This window comes from Photorhabdus bodei (genome assembly GCF_003287735.1).
Lineage (GTDB): Bacteria > Pseudomonadota > Gammaproteobacteria > Enterobacterales > Enterobacteriaceae > Photorhabdus > Photorhabdus kayaii.
Window position 1 is genome coordinate 26,224 of record NZ_NSCM01000005.1, and the last position, 16,507, is coordinate 42,730.

Annotated in this window: 15 protein-coding genes and 3 pseudogenes; 8 read left to right on the forward strand and 10 right to left on the reverse strand. The window is 45.7% G+C overall.

Translation table 11 applies throughout. The annotated features are described in order from the left end of the window. Nucleotides 1-16 precede the first annotated feature (16 nt). Nucleotides 17-1,072: an LLM class flavin-dependent oxidoreductase gene (locus CKY02_RS05500; protein ID WP_112894521.1), complete on the forward strand. Its 1,056-nt coding sequence runs from the start codon at nucleotides 17-19 to the stop codon at nucleotides 1,070-1,072. 92 nt (nucleotides 1,073-1,164) lie between these two features. Here CKY02_RS05500 and ybbP read toward each other — a convergent pair whose 3' ends face one another. Next, nucleotides 1,165-3,597, reverse strand: a complete 2,433-nt coding sequence (ybbP, locus tag CKY02_RS05505) for a putative ABC transporter permease subunit YbbP (protein ID WP_112894522.1) — start codon at nucleotides 3,595-3,597, stop codon at nucleotides 1,165-1,167. Continuing rightward, complete coding sequence (ybbA, locus tag CKY02_RS05510) at nucleotides 3,594-4,280, reverse strand: putative ABC transporter ATP-binding protein YbbA (RefSeq protein WP_112894523.1); 687 nt, start codon at nucleotides 4,278-4,280, stop codon at nucleotides 3,594-3,596. The genes ybbP and ybbA overlap by 4 nt, the downstream gene beginning before the upstream one ends. Between ybbA and tesA the strand changes: the two genes are divergently transcribed. The 5 genes from tesA (at nucleotide 4,251) to CKY02_RS05535 (ending at nucleotide 8,048) form a co-directional block, all read left to right on the forward strand. Beyond that, nucleotides 4,251-4,883, forward strand: a complete 633-nt coding sequence (gene tesA / locus CKY02_RS05515) for a multifunctional acyl-CoA thioesterase I/protease I/lysophospholipase L1 (protein ID WP_193493074.1) — start codon at nucleotides 4,251-4,253, stop codon at nucleotides 4,881-4,883. The genes ybbA and tesA overlap by 30 nt on opposite strands. Nucleotides 4,884-4,933: 50 nt before the next feature. Continuing rightward, nucleotides 4,934-5,719, forward strand: coding sequence for an SDR family oxidoreductase (locus CKY02_RS05520; RefSeq protein ID WP_112894524.1), 786 nt, complete (start codon nucleotides 4,934-4,936; stop codon nucleotides 5,717-5,719). A gap of 68 nt (nucleotides 5,720-5,787) precedes the next feature. After that, a complete protein-coding gene (locus CKY02_RS05525) occupies nucleotides 5,788-6,645 on the forward strand; it encodes a co-chaperone YbbN (RefSeq protein WP_112894525.1) in 858 nt (285 codons plus the stop codon). A 24-nt stretch (nucleotides 6,646-6,669) separates the two neighbouring features. Continuing rightward, nucleotides 6,670-7,590: an SPFH domain-containing protein gene (locus CKY02_RS05530; protein ID WP_112894526.1), complete on the forward strand. Its 921-nt coding sequence runs from the start codon at nucleotides 6,670-6,672 to the stop codon at nucleotides 7,588-7,590. 2 nt (nucleotides 7,591-7,592) lie between these two features. Beyond that, on the forward strand, nucleotides 7,593-8,048 hold the full coding sequence (locus CKY02_RS05535) for an NfeD family protein (protein WP_112877972.1): 456 nt from the start codon (nucleotides 7,593-7,595) through the stop codon (nucleotides 8,046-8,048). Here the strand turns inward: CKY02_RS05535 and cueR are convergent. Continuing rightward, a complete protein-coding gene (gene cueR / locus CKY02_RS05540; protein ID WP_112894527.1) occupies nucleotides 8,042-8,443 on the reverse strand; it encodes a Cu(I)-responsive transcriptional regulator in 402 nt (133 codons plus the stop codon). The two genes, CKY02_RS05535 and cueR, sit on opposite strands and share 7 nt — an antisense overlap. A 138-nt stretch (nucleotides 8,444-8,581) precedes the next feature. Between cueR and copA the strand changes: the two genes are divergently transcribed. Then, nucleotides 8,582-11,317 carry a copper-exporting P-type ATPase CopA gene (gene copA / locus CKY02_RS05545; protein WP_112894528.1) on the forward strand — a complete coding sequence of 912 codons (2,736 nt, stop codon included), beginning with the start codon at nucleotides 8,582-8,584 and terminating at the stop codon, nucleotides 11,315-11,317. A gap of 54 nt (nucleotides 11,318-11,371) precedes the next feature. Then, nucleotides 11,372-11,687 (forward strand): annotated as a pseudogene (locus tag CKY02_RS25565) (transposase); the annotation flags it as partial. Nucleotides 11,688-11,983: 296 nt separating this feature from the next. Here CKY02_RS25565 and CKY02_RS05560 read toward each other — a convergent pair. From CKY02_RS05560 to CKY02_RS05590, 7 genes and pseudogenes are all read right to left on the reverse strand, one after another. Further along, nucleotides 11,984-12,436 (reverse strand): annotated as a pseudogene (locus CKY02_RS05560) (IS982 family transposase); the annotation flags it as partial. Between the two features lie 237 nt (nucleotides 12,437-12,673). Then, nucleotides 12,674-12,967 carry a transposase gene (locus tag CKY02_RS05565; RefSeq protein ID WP_162120693.1) on the reverse strand — a complete coding sequence of 98 codons (294 nt, stop codon included), beginning with the start codon at nucleotides 12,965-12,967 and terminating at the stop codon, nucleotides 12,674-12,676. Further along, entirely contained in the window at nucleotides 12,967-13,377 is a 411-nt protein-coding gene (locus tag CKY02_RS05570; protein ID WP_112894531.1) for a hypothetical protein, read from the reverse strand. Before CKY02_RS05570 ends, CKY02_RS05565 begins: the two co-directional genes overlap by 1 nt. A 26-nt stretch (nucleotides 13,378-13,403) precedes the next feature. Next, a pseudogene (locus CKY02_RS05575) lies at nucleotides 13,404-13,690 on the reverse strand (transposase); the annotation flags it as partial. A gap of 454 nt (nucleotides 13,691-14,144) precedes the next feature. Further along, nucleotides 14,145-14,717, reverse strand: a complete 573-nt coding sequence (locus tag CKY02_RS05580) for a 2OG-Fe(II) oxygenase (RefSeq protein ID WP_162120692.1) — start codon at nucleotides 14,715-14,717, stop codon at nucleotides 14,145-14,147. Nucleotides 14,718-14,725: 8 nt separating this feature from the next. Next, on the reverse strand, nucleotides 14,726-15,607 hold the full coding sequence (locus CKY02_RS05585) for an SAM-dependent methyltransferase (protein WP_112894533.1): 882 nt from the start codon (nucleotides 15,605-15,607) through the stop codon (nucleotides 14,726-14,728). Nucleotides 15,608-15,610: 3 nt separating this feature from the next. After that, nucleotides 15,611-16,498, reverse strand: a complete 888-nt coding sequence (locus CKY02_RS05590) for a hypothetical protein (RefSeq protein ID WP_146747390.1) — start codon at nucleotides 16,496-16,498, stop codon at nucleotides 15,611-15,613. Nucleotides 16,499-16,507: the final 9 nt, after the last annotated feature.

Below are 16,507 nucleotides of genomic sequence, written 5' to 3' on the forward strand. Positions count from 1 at the left end.
AAACAAGGAATTAATCATGGCAAAGAAAGAATTCGGTGTATTTCTACCCATAGCGAAAGGTGGATGGATTATTTCCAAAAATACACCACCACTCGATGCTTCTTATCAGCAAAACCGTGAAGCGGCTATTCTGGCTGATCAAATTGGTTTGGATTTCATTATGTCAATGAGCAAATGGCATGGCTTTGGTGGTGAAACGGAACATTGGGGCTGTTCTCTGGAATCCGTTACCATGATGGCAGGTATTGCCGAAGTGACTCATCATGCCCGGCTTATCGCAACCATGCATGCCGGGCTGCATAATCCCGCCGTGGCAGCCAAAATGATTGCGACACTGGATCAAATTAGTCATGGACGCGCCGGGCTGAATATTGTCTCTGGCTCCTTCAAAGACGAATTTGAACAAATGGGGGAATGGGATAACAATTTAGATCACGATCAACGTTACGCAATGACCGAAGAGTGGACCCAATTGATCAAACGGCTTTGGAGTGAGAAGCAGGTTAATCATCAGGGGGATTACTTTAATTTCAAGAATTGTGTTTCTGAACCTAAACCTGTTTCCGTTCCGCGCCCTTATTTGGTCTGTGCCGGTCAATCAGAATGTGGGCTACGTTTTAGTGTGCGTAACACCGATGTGTGTTTCATTGGTGGTAAAGATGAAGAAGAAACGCGACAAATTAGTCTGATGGCTAAACGTCTTGCAGCCGAATACGGTACAACTACCAAAACCTTTTGTATGTGTACGATTATTTGCGCTGAAACAGATGAAGAAGCTGAAACGCTGGCTGAATTCTATCGTGATGGCCTGGATATAGACGCAGTTAAAAACATGATGCACAGTTTTGGCGTCGATATTGGCGGAAAAAGCAATGCGATGGTTGAAAGATCCCAAAATGCTTTTATGACCCACACAGCTATCGGCAACCCGGAAACATGTTGTAAACAATTGTCAGATTTACTCCGTGAATGCGAACTGGACGGGGTTATGTTGATCTTCCCTGATTATGTTAAGGGGTTGACCACTTTCGGCGAGAAAATATTGCCACAACTTAGAGTCGAATTTATCTAAACAACGATAATAGGACAATAAGCCAGGGAATGGGTTCATCACATCTCGACGAGCGATTACCCATTCCCTGAATGTCTGCAAATATCGCCCTTCTATCCCTGAACCCGCCGGTATAATCCCGTACCCCGTAACAACCGGAGCCCTAACCAACTCCCACACAATGAAAGTAACAAGCTGCTGATTATTGGTAATAACAGCCACATCTGCCATTCTGGTTGCCACGGAAAATCAAATACCTTGGTCTGCAATAACCAAAGCGCAACTTCAGCGCCAAGTGCCGCAGTAAAACCCGCCATTAATCCAAGCAAAGCAAATTCACTCCACAGCGTACGACGCAGTAACTGTTTACTGGCTCCCAAGGTGCGGTAAACCACTAGTTCAAGTTGCCGTTGATGCATCCCTACCTGAACCTGTGCCAATAGCAATAATGCGCCACAAACCATGACCAACCCAACCATGACCTCCAATGCCTTACTGACCTGCTGCAAAATACCCTGAATTTGCTTAATCATCACGCCGGTATCAAGTAGGCTCAAGGTTGGAAACTGACGATTAAGATCCGTCAGAAGGCGACCCTCTCCCTCATAATGGAAACTGGTCAACCAGGTTTGCTGCTGATTCTCTAATGCTTGTTTCGGGAAAATAAACAAGAAATTTGGCCGCAAACTTTCCCAATCCACCAGTCGAATACTGCTAACTATGGCACTGAATTGCTGCGTATCACCACTAAATGTTAGCTTATCGCCGATTTTGATTGCCAAACGCTCAGCAAGACCCTGCTCAATGGAGACCTCATCCGCCTTTGGCGGCCAGTAACCTGCAACCAAGGTATTAAACGGGGGTAACTCCTCTTTCCATGTCAGGTTCAATTCCCGCTGCACCGTGTTGCTATCCGATTCTTTGGCCTCTGCCCACGCGATGGCTGACCGACCATTAATTTCCGTCAAGCGAGCCAATACCACTGGATAGAATGCCGTAGGTTTAACCTGATACTGAGCCAGCAAATGTTCTACTTGTGGAATTTGCTGTCCAGTCATATTAATCAGAAAATAGTTTGGACTGTCCGATGGCAATTGGTGCTGCCAACGGTCAAGCAAGTCTCCTCGGACCACCAGCAACAAAGCAAATAACATAAATGATAAAGAGAAAGCCGCCAATTGAGCTACTGTTTGAAACGGCTGCCGCAGTAGTCGATTAACCGCCAGACGAAAACTGAGTTGGCGGAGTTTCAAATGACGTAATAACCACAATCCTCCCCAACCAAACACGGCTAGTAATAGCGCAACCATCATCATGCCTGCAAGTAACGCCCATAACATGGGCTTGGTGCCAACTAACAGACTCAGCCCACTAATGACCACCAATACCGCCAACGGCAAGTAATAACGCAACGGCCAGATAGGCGCGATAATATCATCACGCAGCACCCGTGATGGTTGGGTTGCCATTAACTGCTTGTACGGACGTATTCCCACCAGTAAGGCGATAACAGATAACGCGCCTAACGCCCATATCCACGGCCAGAATCCGGCTTGCGGCAACATCTTCGGTAACATGGGCGCCAAAATCTGTACGAGCAGATATTCAAACATCAATCCCAGAAGCGTCCCCACTAACGCTGCCGCAATTAATATCGCTAGCCATTGACCAATCACCCATTTACGCAACGCCCAACGCCCGGCACCCAGTGTTTTTAGTACTGCAATTAAATCATGGCGGCTACGGCAATAGTGGGTCATTGATACCGCTACCGCGGCGACAGCGAGTAATAACGTTAGCAAAGCCGATAACAACAAGAATTGCTGTGCCCTTTCAATAGATTTTGCGAGCGCTCCACTATCTTGTTTCAAGGTATACCAGCGCTGATCAGCTTTAAGTTGGGGATCAATGAGCTGCTGATACTGATAAACCGCTTCTTTATCACCCGAAAACATATAACGATAAGTCAGACGGCTACCCGGCTGAATCGCCCCGGTAGATTGCGCATCATCAAGATTGATCAAAATCCTTGGTGCAATCTGAAAGGGATTGAAACCACTGTCCGGTTCCTGAATTAATTCTCCACTCACTTTAAGCGTGGTATCACCGACATCCAGATTATCGCCAATTTTGATTTTCAACAGTTCAAGCAAACGAGGCGCAACCAGTGCTGTTCCTTTTTCCGCTTTCAAACCCGGTGGATGGGTTTCCAGCTCACCATATAATGGATAGTCATGGTCCGCGGCTTTTACATTAGCAAGTTGAGGAATATCCCCGGCATAAGTCATTGTGGTGAAAGAGAGCTGGCGACTCAACTTTAATCCCAGACTTTTCGCCTGCTGTAACCATCCGTCATCTACGGGATAAGCCGCACGCAGGACTAAATCACCCGCCAGAAAATCCCGACTCTGATAATGAACACTTTGATCAATCCGATCACTGATCCTTCCCAGCGCCAGCACACAAGCCACCGCCAACGTAAGCGATAACCAGACAATCAATAAAGAAGGGGTGCGCCATTCGCGCCAAAACCAACGCCAAATCATCTTTCTTCCCTCAATTTGCCATCAACTAACCGCAAACAACGTTGACAACGAGCCGCAAGCTGGCTGTCATGAGTCACCAGAATTAATGTCGTGGCGTAATCACGATTGAGAGAAAACAGTAAATCAGCAATCCGATCACCGGTTTGCCGATCCAAATTACCTGTCGGCTCATCAGCAAACAGAATTTTAGGTTGGCTGCTGAATGCCCGCGCCAATGCCACCCTCTGTTGCTCACCACCAGAAAGTTGTGCCGGCATATGTTTCAAACGTTTTCCCAATCCCAATTGTTCGAGCAATTCAACCGCTTGTTTCCTGCTATTCTGTTCAGATTCACCACGCAATAAAGCAGGAAGCTGGACATTTTCCAATGCGTTTAACGTCGGAATTAACATAAATGATTGAAAGACAAAACCGACATTTTCAGCTCGCAGTTGCGCCCGCTGCTCCTCATTCATCTGGCTTAAATTATGCCCTAGCAGCCGAACCTCACCGTCACTGCCATCATCCAACCCGGCAATAATGCCAAGCAATGTGGATTTACCCGAACCCGATTCCCCCACTAAAGCGATAGTCTGTGCCGACTCGACAACCAACTCGACTCCCTGCAATATAGTGATCTTATTTTCTCCCTGACCAACGTGCTTACTAAGATGCTGAACTTCAAGAATACTCCCCGTTACCATTTACTTTTCCTTTTATTAGTGATGCTATTTAGCGCCAGAGCGACCGCGACTGATACCCTTCTGATTCTCGGTGATAGCCTTAGCGCCGGTTACCATCTGCCTATTGAGCAGTCATGGCCTGCTTTGATGGAAAAAAAGTGGCGGAAATCCGGTAATAAAATCACGGTCATCAATGGCAGTATCAGCGGTAATACCGCCGCTCAAGGTCTTGAGCGGCTGCCTGAATTACTTAAACAACATAAACCCCGTTGGGTCCTGATAGAACTGGGCGCCAACGATGGACTACGCGGTTTTCCCCCACAACAAACAGAGCAAGATCTGCAACAGATCATTACGTTAGTGAAACAAGCCAATATTCAGCCTCTATTGATGCAGATCCGTCTGCCGCCAAACTATGGGCGCCGTTATACCGAATCTTTTGCCAAGATTTACCCCAAACTGGCAGAACACAATCAAATCCCCCTGCTTCCGTTTTATATGGAACAAGTCGCTATTAAACCGGAGTGGGTGCAACAAGATGGATTACATCCTAATCTGGCAGCCCAACCCTTTATCGCCGATTGGATGTCTGACACACTATCAGCACATCTTAATTATTCTTAAGTAGTAAACTATTAGTTTCAACAAATTGATGTCTATAAGCAGGTAAAGTTATGCAAAAGTCCGTTCTTATCACCGGCTGTTCCAGTGGAATTGGTCTGGTGGCGGCCAAAACACTACATCAGCGGGGCTATAGAGTATTAGCAGCCTGCCGGAAACCCGCAGATTTACAACATATGCGCGAGTTAGGACTGGAACCTATCCAATTGGATCTTGATGACAAAATGAGTGTGGAGCGCGCCGCCGCCGAGGTCATCAGGCTCACCAATGGCCGTCTTTACGGGCTGTTTAATAACGGCGGCTTTGGTATTTATGGCCCATTAAATACAATCAGTCGTGAACAACTGGAACAGCAATTCTCTACTAATCTATTTGGTACTCATCAACTTACCTGCTTATTACTTCCAGCAATGCAACTTCATGGTGAAGGCCGTATTATCCAAACCAGTTCAGTGATGGGATTGATTTCAACCCCAGGCCGCGGTGCTTACTCCGCCAGTAAATATGCCTTGGAAGCATGGTCAGACGCATTAAGAATGGAATTATCCGGAACAGGAATTAAAGCTTGTCTGATTGTCCCTGGCCCGATAAAAACACGTTTCGCAGAAAACGTGAATCAAACGCAAAGCGATAAACCTGTCAGAAACCCCAGGATCGCCCGCCATTTTACCCTAACCCCCGAAGCCGTTGTGCGCAAACTGATTCATGCTCTGGAAAGTCCAAACCCCAAATTACGTTATCCAGTAACTTGGATAACCCACGCAGTTACTATTATGCGCCGGATTTTACCAGGAAGAGTAATGGATAAAATACTGAGTAAGCAGAGTGGTACAACTTGAAAGTTAAGAAAATAACCTTAATCTATTTAATCATACCCTGCGACAACCAAATTTAAGAGACTAATTATATGTTACCAACTTCTACTGGAATTAATGTTAACGAAAGCAATCTACATCAAACCGTTGAACAGTCTATGACTGTACCTGTTTTATTTTATTTTTGGTCTGAACGTAGTTCTCATTGTCAAGAATTAGGCATAATATTGGATAAACTGGCAGCAGAATATGCAAATCAATTCATATTGGCAAAAGTGGATTGCGATAAAGAGCAAATGGTCGCGGCACAGTTTGGCTTACGCGCCATTCCTACGGTTTATATTATGCAACAAGGCCAACCGGTAGATGGTTTTCAAGGGCCACAACCTGAAACAGTTATTAGAGAGATGCTTGCCCGCGTATTACCCAAGCCGGAAGAGTTGAAAGTCGCTCAGGCAGAGGAACTTATCGCCGAAGGAAAACATCAGGAAGCACTACCGTTATTGAAAGAAGCCTGGCAATTAGCGCCCAAAAACAGTGCAATTGCACTTATGTTGACCAAAGTGCAAATTATGCTCAATAATATAGAAGAAGCCCAGGAAATTCTGAGTCTTATTCCATTACAGGATCAAGACACTCATTATCACAGTTTACTGGCTCAAATTGAGTTACAAAAGCAAGCGGCGGATACACCAGAGATCCAACAATTGCAGCAAGAATTCGCCATTCAACCGGAAAATGCAGAGCTGGCTGTTAAGCTCGCGCTGAAACTGCACGAAGTCAACCGTAATGAAGAAGCTCTGGAATTATTACTCAGCTTCCTGAAAAAGGACCTTTCTGCTGCCAACGGTGCGGTACGGAAAACAATGATGGATATTATGTCTGCAATGGGGACCGGTAATACCTTAGCTTCGAAATACCGTCGCCAGGTTTACTCGCTGCTTTACTGATTTATTTAATTGTAAGGAATTGCTATGGATTTATTCGCTTTTGGTGCCGTACCCATTCTGATATTTATTGCGGTGGTTATCGTCTTTACTTGCGTAAAAACAGTGCCACAAGGCTATCAATGGACGGTAGAACGTTTCGGCCGTTATACCCGAACTTTATTACCAGGTTTGCATATTATCGTCCCTTTTATCGATCGCATTGGCCGTAAAATTAACATGATGGAACAAGTGTTGGATATTCCTTCACAGGAAGTGATTTCCCGCGATAACGCCAATGTTACTATTGATGCAGTCTGCTTTATTCAGGTTGTCGATCCTGTTCGGGCTGCTTATGAAGTCAGCAACCTTGAACTATCCATTATCAATCTGACGATGACCAACTTCCGTACCGTTTTGGGTTCAATGGAATTGGATGAAATGCTGTCGCAGCGTGATTCTATCAACAGTCGTCTATTACATATTGTTGATGAAGCCACTAACCCGTGGGGAGTGAAAATTACCCGTATTGAAATCCGTGATGTGCGTCCACCAAAAGAGTTGATCTCTGCCATGAACGCCCAGATGAAAGCAGAACGTACAAAACGTGCTGATATTCTGGAAGCAGAAGGTATCCGTCAAGCGGCTATTTTGAAAGCAGAAGGAGAAAAACAGTCTCAAATTCTAAAAGCAGAAGGGGAACGTCAATCGGCATTTCTCCAGGCAGAAGCACGTGAACGTGCCGCCGAAGCGGAAGCTCGCGCAACTAAAATGGTGTCCGATGCGATTTCTGACGGTAATATGCAGGCAATTAACTACTTTGTTGCCCAGAAATATACGGATGCACTGACCAGTATTGGCGCTTCCAGTAACAGCAAAGTCATTATGATGCCTCTGGAAGCGAGCAATCTAATGGGTGCGATTGGCGGTATTACTGAACTGATTGGCGAAAGCAAAAAAGGTAAATAACCATGATTGCACAGATTGCGGCGCAAACCCCTTGGCTCTGGTTCTCTTTTGGCGGCTTACTGTTAATTGCAGAGCTTCTGGGAACTGGCGGCTATCTGTTATGGACGGGTATAGCCGCTATCGTTGTTGCGTTTGTCACCTGGCTGTTACCAGGAATAGATTGGGAATGGCAAGGCATTTTGTTTGCCACTCTGACGCTGCTTTCTGCAATGCTATGGCGCTATTGGTTACGTCGCCGCCCATCAAAAGGCGGCGATACCCTGAACCAGAAAGACCACCAGCTCATCGGTATCCGAGCCAAACTGACTACAGATACTGAAAATGGTTACAGCCGGGTCAAACTGGCGGATGGAAGCTGGCGAGTTCACTGTGATAGTGAACTACCAGCCCATACCGAAGTAGAAGTGATCGCTGTTGATGGCATTACCCTGAAAGTAAAACCGGTCAGTTCTCAGTGATGAGAGCAACAACCCGATAAATGATCTATGATGGGGCATGCAGCCCCGTCATCTCCAGGGCACTCTTCCGCCAAAGATAACAATTTACTTCTTATTTTCCGCAACTCTTCAATCGCCTTTTCTATTTCAGCCACTTTATGCAATGTTGCTGCTTTTACATCAGCACTGTGTCGATTGGGATTGCGGAATAACACTAAAAATTCACGGCATTCATCAAGCGTAAAACCTACCTGTTTTGCCTGACGCAACAGCGTGAGTTCATCAATATGTTTCTGCTGATAATAACGGTAGCCGTTATCCCCCCTTTCCGGCGGTGTAATCAGATCTTTTTCTTCATAAAACCGGATCGCTTTGCTGGTAAGACCGGTTTTTTGGGCAATCTCACTAATGTTCATTTTTTCCCCTTGACCTTACCCTTGAGGGAAGGTTTAACCTTCGCAATAAGTCAGAAATTCACTTGAACTGTGTAGATATCATCAATTATCACACAGGTGTGGAGAATAATTACATCACTATGTGTTAGGAGTTTTTTTATGTCACACACAACCATTTTAACCTTGCAGGGACTCTCCTGTATGCACTGTGTTAACAGTGTGAAAAAGGCACTGGCAAATCATGCAGATGTGGAACAAGCGGATATTACGATCGATTATGCCAAAATCATCGGTAAAGCCTCTGCTGAATCATTAATCGAAACAATTCAAGCAGCCGGTTACGATGCGATAATCGCCAGTCAACCCGATGTTGAACTGGCTCTCTCTGGCCTGAGTTGCATGCATTGTGCCGGTACGACTCGTAAAGCGTTGGAAGCCGTAGATGGCGTTATCGCCGCAGAGGTGAATATTGAAACAGCTAAAGTTTACGGTAAAACCGATGTCGCTACCCTGATTGCCGCTGTTGAGCAGGCAGGTTATCAAGCAAAACTCGCTTCTGGTCAAAACTCCCCAAAATCTGAGCCGCTGACATTACCTGCTTCAAACAGACCGGAACCTTTGGCAGCGGCAACCTCCTCCCTTCCGGTCGAAAAAACTGACATATCCGTTGTGAGTGATAGCGATGAGAGCATCCAGTTGCTGTTGGATGGCATGACTTGCGCTAGCTGTGTGAATAAAGTTCAGAAAGCATTACAAAGCGTTGATGGCGTGGAAAATGCCAGAGTGAATCTTGCTGAACGCAGCGCTTTAATTACCGGTAGTGCCTCACCAGAAGCACTGATTAAAGCAGTAGAAAAAGCCGGGTATGGCGCGGAACTGATTCAGGATGAAGCTGAGCGGCGTGAACGACAGCAACAAGTTTCTGACGCTAATATGCGCCGTTTTCGTTGGCAGTCAGCATTAGCCTTAGTCGTCGGTATTCCCGTGATGGTATGGGGCATGATGGGCGATAATATGATGCTCACACCTGAAAACCATCATATCTGGCTGACTATCGGCGTTATCACGCTTGCCGTGATGATTTTTGCCGGTGGTCACTTCTATCGCAATGCGTGGCAAAGCCTGAAAAACGGCAGTGCGACAATGGACACCTTAGTGGCATTGGGAACTGGCGCAGCCTGGCTTTACTCCATCAGTGTCAACCTATGGCCAGATAGTTTTCCACCACAAGCCCGTCATCTCTATTATGAAGCCAGCGCGATGATTATCGGTCTGATAAACCTGGGGCATGCTCTGGAACAACGTGCCCGTCAGCGTTCTTCAAAAGCACTGGAGCGTCTGCTGGATCTGACACCACCGACTGCCCGTGTGGTGACAGGAGATGGCGAAAAAGAGATGCGATTGGCTGACGTCAAACCCGGCATGACGTTACGTCTGACAACCGGTGATCGTGTTCCCGTTGATGGTGAAATCATTCAAGGTGAGGTTTGGATAGATGAGGCAATGCTCACCGGTGAGCCGATTCCACAGCAAAAAACCAAAGGCGATAACATTCATGCCGGTACGACGGTGCAAGACGGTACAGTACTGTTTACTGCCGCCGCGGTTGGCAGTCAGACAACATTAGCACGAATTATTAAACTGGTCCGTCAGGCACAAAGCAGTAAGCCAGAAATTGGTCAGTTAGCAGATAAAATTTCCTCCGTGTTTGTTCCCGTTGTGGTCGCCATTGCCCTGATTGCCGGTGCTATTTGGTATTTCGTGGGTCCAGCGCCACAGATTATGTATTCATTGGTCATTATTACCACGGTGTTGATTATTGCCTGCCCCTGTGCCCTTGGGCTGGCGACCCCGATGTCAATTATCTCTGGTGTCGGCCGGGCGGCAGAATTTGGAGTGCTAGTGCGAGATGCGGATGCGCTGCAACAAGCGATCGCCTTGGATACCCTTGTTTTCGATAAAACCGGTACGCTGACGGAAGGCATGCCTCAAGTGACTGATATTCATACTTTTAATGGGTACAGTGAACAAGAGGTATTGTGTTGGGCTGGCGCGCTGGAACAAGGTTCTAGCCATCCATTAGCCAAAGCCATTCTTGCTAAAGCCGAAGGGCTGGAATTACCGCAAGTTGAACAATTCCGTACTCTGGCTGGACTCGGTATCAGTGGTGAAGTGAATGGCACAATCTTGTTGCTAGGTAATCAAGCCTGGCTAGAACAAAATCAAGTTGATACGCAAGAATTAAAATCGCTGATTGCTCAACGGGCAGAACAAGGCATCACACCGGTTATTCTGGCCGCAGGAGGTCAAGCGGCGGCTGTGTTATCAATTCGCGATCCACTGCGTGAAGATACCATTACTGCATTGCAGCGATTACATCACCAAGGCTACCGTTTAGTAATGCTGACCGGTGATAATCCGACGACTGCTAATGCGATTGCAAAAGAAGCGGGTATTGATCAAGTGATTGCGGGGGTATTGCCTGATGGCAAAGCTGAGGCGATTCAGAAATTGCAAGCAGCCGGTCGCAAGGTTGCTATGGTGGGGGATGGTATTAACGATGCCCCTGCCCTAGCGCAAGCTGATGTGGGGATTGCAATGGGAGGTGGCAGCGATATCGCCATTGAAACCGCGGCGATAACACTGATGCGTCATAGTCTGCATGGTGTGGCTGATGCGGTTGAACTGTCCAAAGGAACGCTGCGCAATATGAAACAGAACCTATTGGGGGCATTTATCTACAACACATTAGGGATTCCAATTGCCGCTGGTGTGCTCTATCCCTTTACCGGAACCCTGTTAGATCCGGTAGTCGCAGGTGCGGCAATGGCGCTCTCTTCAATTACGGTGGTGAGTAATGCTAACCGCTTATTGAGGTTTAAGCCTAAATTATGAATCATTAGATGGTTATGTAATAATACCCCTATTACACGAATGGATTACTTAACCATGAGCACACCCGACACCGTCGTCACGATATCTCTGACCGTGTTTGGAGTTTACTTGAGCCGAATGTAAGGGAGCCTAGGGACGTGTCGCATTTATCAATGCGTATTCTGGATTTTACGGACAGGCTCACCTTGGCGGGATTTATCCCCCCTCCCCCGATTATGGCAATTGGAAAAATATGCATCGCTGTTTTTGTCGGTGGCATGACAAAGACGTATGGGAAGGACTGCTTGAAGAACTTATCTCTGAACCAGATTTCGAATGGCTGATGATTGATGCGAGTCACATTAACATTCATCCCCATGCCTCAGGAGCGGAATATACGCTTTCGTTTGGTACCTGCACCTGTACGCCGACACCGAGGGGCCTACCCTCATCTCTTATGCAACATGGCTGCTCTGGGGACTTACCGTCCCTAGTGCGCGCCTTCGTGGCACACAGTCATCAGTAAATCTCACCAATTCTGCCCGACCACGAATGTGGGCGTGTTTGATGAACTCAAACCACTCATCTATAACATGGTGCAGGTAAATGTTGGCAAGTATCGGCGATACAATGACTCCTGTAGACATCCACAGGAGTTAATGACTTCGTACTTAGCCAGAATTCTGCTTAAGCCATCACTGGAAAATCGTCTTCTGAGTAGAAAACTTTCAGCGATGGTTTTTTTAATTTAAGGCAGTAAGCAATCACACCACCTAAAACGGTCAACAAAAATCCTGTTATACTTCGGTGGCGCACATGCTCTATTTGAGAAAGGGTTTTTAATTGCCCATTAATCGTTTCGATGATAAAATGCCTTGATAACATGTTCTTATCCCACTCTGCCAGCATACGCGCTTTCATGTTACGGCGTTTCTTTGTGATGAAAGTGACACCCGTTTTGGCTAAATCGTCTGCCAGTTCCTGGCTGAGATAACCTTTATCTCCATAGAGAGAACCCGTTAATTCTTTTGTTAATTCGCGAACCGGTTCCCGATCATCCACATTACCCGCAGTCACTTTCAGCGCCAGAATTTCACCCAGACGGTTAACCATCAAGTGTAACTTGAAACCGTAAAACCATATATGGACGCCCCGATTATGCAAGCACTAAATTGATACGGTTTGCGACCATATATCCGGAGTCATAAAGGGCTTATTTGCTTGCGCCATGATGTCATCCTCCCCTTGTTTCCTTATCATCCGTCATCGGTATGTAACTACCTCGGTTTTACTCAGGTTATCGCAGGGCCGATAGCCGTTTTTTCATCAGTGTTTGCAAACTCGGTTAAAGCGTCTATTTCGATTCACTCAATTCAATTAATTGATAGCAAAAGCCTTCTTCATATTATAATCAACCTTATCCGTCAGAACACGCCAGATAATTCGGGTCAGCTTGTTGGCTAAAGCAACCACGGCTTTCATGGCCCCACATCGGGTAATCAGGGCTCTTAGCCACTCGCCTAAAGGGTCATCCCGTTTTTGTACGCCGCGCATCATGGCGCGGGCACCATGAATAATTAACGTTCGGAGATGACGATTACCCTGTTTGCTCAGGGAAGAGAGACGATTTTTCCCGCCCGAACTGTGTTGCCGAAGGGGACTAAACCACACTAGGCAGACAGTTGTCGGCCATTGACAAATTGAGATGCGCTGACGTCACTCACGAAAGCAGCCGTAATAAGGGGACCGACACCGGAAATAATGAGCAGATGGTCATAACCCGATTGCTGGCGAGACAGTGCAGCAATTGCTTTATCCATATCATGGATACGCAGGTTCAGGGCACGTAAATCTTCCCACGAGGTATAAAGTAAACGTCGCAGGACAGAAGACAAGGCATTGTTTTCATCTTCCAAAACATCAGGTAAATGGTGTTGAAGTGACTGAATGCCAACGGGAATAATCACGCCCTGCTCAGCGAGGACGCCCAGAGTTGATTGGCAAGCGCGGTGCGTTGCTCCACCATGAGCGGTTCTCCTGAAATTCAGTGCATCGGAAAAAAAGATGGCACTGTTTACCACTGAAAAAGGGGACGTCCATCACATCATCCCATCGAGATTTTTCCTCGTTTTGCGATCCCCTCAAAAACCTGATGACGGGGAATGCGGATGTTATGACAAATGCGCAAACTTGTGGAATCAATAAAAGCAATGCCAGTCGGTTTCCCTTTTAATTGAGTCAGATAACTGCACAGTGGCGCCAAAACGGAAAATGCGACACTAATAAAACATAAAACAGGTATAACTGAGCAAGGTGAGAAAATCATTGTGGTGATATTTCCAAATAAAAATGTTTAAAATCACGGTAATGTGACAGATGAAAGAGGATCAGGGTTTCCACTAATCTCAGAAACTTTTTATCTGAGACCTTCTTGCGTAGCAATCTCATTAATACCTTGTGCAGTACCATGTTGAAGTATTTACGAATATCAATCTCAACAATCGCCCCATTTGGGTTTTGGTAGCTCTCTTGATTTGCTGTCTACGCTTTACTGACTGTGTTTTTCCAGTCTATTTTCTACTTCCTCAAGAGCTCGTGGTCGTGTTACCTGCGTCAGCAATTGCGGAGTAACATTCCAGCAGCTGCCGTTTTCAGTATGAATCGTGACTAATTTTTTGTTCAGACGCACCAAGACACGTCAGTCACAATTTCACGTTCACGGTTCTGAAAACTCACGACATCACCCGGACAAAAATCCTCCATACTCTGCTCTGTTCGTTGCCGTTTAGGGGACATTGAGCAACTAATGGTTCATTAAATCACATGGGGATAAATCATCCCCATGTTTTTACAGATAATCAAAATCAATAATCAGGGTTTTTCTTATCCAACTAGATTTGACAGGTAAAACTTCGTGCCATGATTTTTCAAATAATTCCATACAACTCATGGAGTTATAAACCGGTGAAAAAACCTGATAGGGCGATTTATCACTATTCAGTACGCGCAACTCTCCGCCACACCTTTCATCCCATCCCTGAGCAATATAAAATATCATTGCTAAATCTCGTTTGTCCGACGCATCGGTGTGCGGTGGCAGACCACGATAATTTTCAGGAAATATGTAAACCTGCGGCAGGAAAAATTGTTTACTTGGACGAACCGGACGCCCAAAAAGTCTTCCTATGACCTGAAGAAAAGGCTGGGAGTAGACGAAACGGATAAAGTCCTCATCGGGATAGTGTGCAAAACGATAACCTGAGGCATGTTTACCGAAATGCTCATCGCTGATTGCGGCGATTACAGCTTGTAACCTCAAAAGAAATTCATGGTTAAGAATATTCTCAGAGAATAGGTGACGGAACGGGCTGTGGCGTACTTCAATCCGCTCAAATACTGCTTCATTAAAAGGAGTAAACATGCTCTTACCTATTTCCATTGGCATGAAAGGAAGCGATCGCCAGCACGATAGTCTATAAGTGCTGTTCTCTTACCGGGAGGGATTAATACAAAACTATGTTCCCAGTGCGTGAGGGGAGAAGCGTAGTGTGTGTCCAGAATATTTCCGGGGCTCAGTTCGCTGGCGAAATAAAGATGCAGGGCATTGGCATCATGTAACCCACCTTCAGGCAAATGCACTAGCTGGCTAAAAGAGGAAGAGGCAGTAATGCCTAATTCATACTTAACCAATGACTCGGAAGAACCGGTGGCAACTATCTGCTGGAAACTGAGATCGCTTTGAAAAATGAGCTTTCCAAGGTGCTCATCGATAATACTTCCGGCTTTGGTACTATTCATGTCATAATGAGACAGTTCGTCATAAGATGATTTTTTTTCTTTCCTGAAAGCCTCAAACCACGGGCTGTATAGCGGCTGGACAAAAACGCTGAGCGTTGATGGGACAATTTTTTCTACTGATGGATGACGACGGCAAAAGTCCCAAACGGCCTCAATCATATGCTCTTCCGGCCCAATCTGACCGATGGTTTCTGTGACAATGACTTTAATATTCTCAGCCAGGGTTGTCTGGAATGAGGAGTTTTTATGCAAGGTAATATTATCCTGCTCCTGGCAAAAAGCAGAGGCTAAGGCAAATGGATAATCAAAGTACTCTATCCCATGTACCTGGTTGTGGGTTTTTCTGGAGCTTAATAAAGAAAGGATTCCACAACCACAACCTATATCAACCACACTATCTTCAGGTGAAACGGTTTCCGAGATAGCCTTCTGATATTTTTCCAGTCTGATTTTGTCTTTCAGCATGTGCGAATGATGAATTACTGACATATCCGGAACGTATCTTTCAGTCATGATTTACCCCTTCAAAGCTAAATCGGCCAGAACAAATGATTGCTCCTGGAAATAATGATTAAATTTATTATCAGTGAATAAAGATAAGGTCACTTCAGGTGTGGGGCGCGGCAGGTCAACAAAAGTGTAAAAGATAGCCTGCACGGTGGTTGAAAACGAGGGAAGAATGGAATATCCCATCGAGATAAGTTTATTGATCAATTCCTCATTTTCAGAGGTATAGGCCATATCAGTATACTGGGACAGCAACTGATGATTCACATCGCGCATGACAACTTGCGACATACACAGCATATGGGAAATCATATAAATCATCATCGTATTATGCTGACCAAAACGCTGTAGAGCCTGACGAAATGCGTTCAGTTCAGGTGTCAAAATAGCAATATCATTGATGATACAGCCAATCAGGCTTTCTTTACTTTTTGCTTCAAGGCCGCAAAACTGAAAAAGGCAGAAACAGTAGGCTTCAGCAAAAAGATAGCGGATAGCTTGTTCCTCAGTGGATACTCCCAGAGTATTCCTGAATAACACGTTGTCTGCCACGCAATGGCAAGACTCATGAAAAAGCGGGTTTCTGGTCATCCCCGTAGTCAAAAAAGCGAGATCAACGTTAAAATTTAGCCCTCTCTCAACCGTTTTTTCCAGAAAGGAAACGTTATCGCAAAAGGGAACGCTTTTTTGGGCTAAGATATCGGTAAGACTCATTAATGAGAATGATCTATATTGCAGCCAAAGAGCATCAGGTTTGCAGTTGAATCGATAACCCAGCTCAATAGTTTTGTTACGGATATTTCTAAACACGCTGTTTTCGGTGTACAGTACTGAGTCAAATAAATTCTCGTGGAGAATGTTTTTCTGATTGTTTGAATTTTTATTTATTTCAACCAATTGTTTAAC